The sequence below is a fragment of the Pararhodobacter sp. genome, from assembly GCF_034676075.1.
Taxonomy (GTDB): Bacteria; Pseudomonadota; Alphaproteobacteria; order Rhodobacterales; family Rhodobacteraceae; genus Pararhodobacter.
The window spans coordinates 1-3382 of sequence record NZ_JAUCCQ010000212.1 but is presented as its reverse complement, the minus strand read 5'-3'; the positions used below and the strand labels follow the sequence as shown (position 1 = coordinate 3382).

Annotated in this window: 2 protein-coding genes, 1 tRNA gene and 1 pseudogene; all 4 read left to right on the top strand. The window is 70.6% G+C overall.

Going from position 1 to position 3382, the window contains the following annotated elements; translation table 11 throughout:
• Positions 1-191, top strand: a pseudogene (locus VDQ18_RS23260) (homoserine dehydrogenase); the annotation flags it as partial.
• A 296-nt stretch (positions 192-487) separates the two neighbouring features.
• Positions 488-1453 (top strand): class II fructose-bisphosphatase, encoded by a 966-nt coding sequence (gene glpX / locus VDQ18_RS23255; RefSeq protein WP_323023233.1) that lies wholly within the window; start codon positions 488-490, stop codon positions 1451-1453.
• Positions 1450-3192 carry a single-stranded-DNA-specific exonuclease RecJ gene (gene recJ / locus VDQ18_RS23250; RefSeq protein ID WP_323023232.1) on the top strand — a complete coding sequence of 581 codons (1743 nt, stop codon included), beginning with the start codon at positions 1450-1452 and terminating at the stop codon, positions 3190-3192. The genes glpX and recJ overlap by 4 nt, the downstream gene beginning before the upstream one ends.
• A gap of 112 nt (positions 3193-3304) precedes the next feature.
• Positions 3305-3379: transfer RNA gene (locus VDQ18_RS23245), tRNA-Glu, on the top strand.
• Positions 3380-3382: the final 3 nt, after the last annotated feature.

Genomic DNA, 3382 nt, shown 5'->3' with positions numbered 1-3382 from the left:
CCACGGTTCTGGGCGAGAGCGGCATCTCCATCGCCCGCATGCGCCAGTATTCGCACGAAGGCACCGACGCGCCGGTGCTGATCGTCACGCACAAGGCCTCGTCCGACGACATCGCCCATGCCCTGACCCGTTTCGCCGATACCGGCGTGCTGGTGGGCGAGCCGGTGGCGCTGAGAATCGAGGAAGTCTGACATGGCCTGGGGTGGGATGAAATCCCACCCTGCACCCTGGTCTCGCGGTGGGATGAAATCCCACCCTACACGCTCGCCGCCCGGCCCGGCGCCGTCCCCACGATGCGCGCCCCGTAGGGTGGGATTTCATCCCACCTTCCCGCCGCCCCGTAGCATGCCTGTCACCAGAGCCCCGGATGATCCCGGGCGGGACCGCGTGCAGGCCTGCCCGGTCGTTAGCGGCACCAACGTTGTTTCCGCCCCCCTCGCGCGCTATGCAGTCCCCAGAGCAGCCCGATTTCAATCAAGGAATGATCATGCCCGAATCCCCCCTCTTCCATGACCGCATGCTGTCGCTGGGCCTGGCCCGCGTCTCTGAAGCCGCGGCGCTGGAATCCGCCGCCTGGATCGGGCGCGGCGACGAGAAGGCCGCCGACCATGCCGCGGTCGAGGCGATGCGCACCCAGCTGAACATGCTGGATATCGAAGGTGTCGTGGTCATCGGCGAGGGCGAGCGCGACGAGGCGCCGATGCTCTACATCGGCGAAGAGGTCGGCACCGGCAACGGCCCGGCGGTCGATATCGCGCTGGACCCGCTGGAGGGCACGACGCTGACCGCCAAGGACATGCCGAACGCGCTGACCGTCATCGCCATGGCGCCGCGCGGCACGCTGCTGCACGCCCCCGACGTCTACATGGAAAAGCTCGCCATCGGCCCGGGCTATGCCCCCGGCACCGTGACGCTGGAGATGGAGCCCGCCGAGCGCGTCCGGGCGCTGGCCGCCGCCAAGGGCTGCGAGATGTCGGACATCACTTGCTGCATTCTCGAACGCCCCCGGCACGAGGATCTGATCCGCGAAGTCCGCTCGACCGGCGCCGCGATCCGTCTGATCACCGACGGCGACGTGGCGGGCGTCATCCACTGCGCCGAGCCGGAACTGACCGGCATCGACATGTACATGGGTTCGGGCGGCGCGCCCGAGGGGGTGCTGGCCGCCGCCGCGCTGAAATGCATGGGCGGGCAGATCTACGGCAAGCTGCTGTTCCGCAACAATGACGAACGCGGCCGGGCGGCCAAGGCCGGGATCACCGACCTCAACCGCATCTACACCCGCGACGAGCTGGTGACGGCGGACGTGATCTTCTCGGCGACCGGCGTGACCAATGGTTCCATCGTCTCGGGCATCAAGCGCGAGCCGGGCTGGGTCACCACCGAAACCCTGCTGATGCGCTCGAAAACCGGGTCGGTGCGCCGGATGATCTACCGCACGCCGGTGGCATGAGTGCCTATCTCGGCGTCGAGACCTCGCTGACCGGACGGCGCTGGGTCGGTCCCGGCGCCCTGCGCGAGCGACAGGCCGAGGCGCTGGCCCAGGCCACCCGCCTGCCCGCCGCGCTCTGCGCCGTGCTGGCCGCGCGCGAGGTGGAACCCGAGGGGGTCGAGGCTTACCTCGCCCCCTCGCTGCGCGCGCTCCTGCCCGATCCCCGCCGCCTGCGCGACATGGAGCGCGCGGCGCAACGGCTGCTGGCCGCGCTGAACGCGCGTGAGAAGATCGCCGTCTTCGCCGATTACGACGTCGATGGCGGCTCGTCGGCGGCGCTGCTGCTCTGCTGGCTGCGGGCGCTGGGCCATGACGCCACGCTCTACATCCCCGACCGCATCGACGAGGGCTACGGCCCCAACGAACCGGCGATGGAGGCCCTGGCTCGGGACCATCGCCTGATCCTTTGCGTCGATTGCGGCACCCTCTCGCATGGGCCGATCGCCGCGGCGAAGGGCGCCGATGTGCTGGTCATCGACCACCACCTGGGGTCCGAGACGCTGCCCCCCGCCTATGCCGTGGTGAACCCCAACCGGCAGGACGAGCCGGGCGATCTGGGCCATCTCTGCGCCGCGGGCGTGGTCTTTCTGCTTCTGGTCGAGGCCAATCGCCAGCTGCGCCAGAACGGCGTGCAAGGCCCTGATCTGATGGGATATCTGGATCTGGTGGCGCTGGCGACGGTGGCCGATGTGGCGCCGCTGATCGGCGTCAACCGCGCCTTCGTCCGCCAGGGGCTGAAGGTCATGGCCCAACGCGGGCGCCCCGGGCTGGTGGCGCTGTCTGACGTCGGCCGCATCGATTCGGCGCCGACGCCCTATCATCTGGGCTTCGTGCTGGGCCCCCGCGTCAACGCCGGCGGGCGCATCGGTGCCGCCGATCTGGGGGCGCGGCTTCTGTCCACGTCCAACCCGCATGAGGCCCAGCAACTGGCGCAGCGCCTCGACCAGCTGAACGACGACCGCCGCGCCATCGAGGCCGCCGTGCGGGAGGAGGCGCTGGCCCAGGCCGAACGCCGCGGGCTCGACGGCCCGCTGGTCTGGGCCGCGGCCGAGGGTTGGCACCCGGGCGTCATCGGCATCGTCGCCGCCCGCCTGAAAGAGGCCACCAACCGCCCCGCCGTGGTCATCGCTCTGGACGGCGCCGAGGGCAAGGGCTCGGCCCGCTCGGTCGCGGGTGTGGACCTCGGCGCCTCGGTCCAGCGGCTGGCGGCCGAGGGGCTGCTGGTCAAGGGCGGCGGGCACCGGATGGCGGCGGGGCTGACCGTGGCCCGCGACCAGCTGGAGGCGGCAATGGAGCGGCTGGGCGAGTTGCTGGCGCGGCAGGGCGCCGGCACCGGCGGCGCGGGCGATCTCAGGCTCGACGGGCTCCTGATGCCGGGCGCGGCGACCGTCGAACTGGTCGAATCGCTGGAACAGGCCGGACCCTTCGGCCAGGCTGCCCCTGCCCCGCGATTCGCCTTCCCCTCGCAGGCCGTGCTCGATGCCCGGCGCATCGGCACCAACCACCTGCGGCTTCGCTTCGGCGACCGCGGCGGCGCGGCGCTGGAGGCGGTGGCCTTCGGCGCCTTCGACGGCCCGCTGGGCCCGGCGCTGGAGCGTCGCGCGCCCGGGCTGTGGCATTTTGCCGGCAAGATCGAGGTCAATTCCTGGGGCGGCCGCAACCGCGTGCAGCTGCGTCTGGACGATGCGGCACCGGCCTGAAACCCCGGCGAAAAAAGTTGTCACGAAGCCGAAAAATCCCCCTTGCACCCGCCGCGACGCTAGCCTAAACACCGCCTCACGCCGACGGGGAAACGCCCCGGACGCTGAAAGTGGCCCGTTCGTCTATCGGTTAGGACGTCAGGTTTTCAACCTGAAAAGAGGGGTTCGACTCCCCTACGGGCTGCCACTT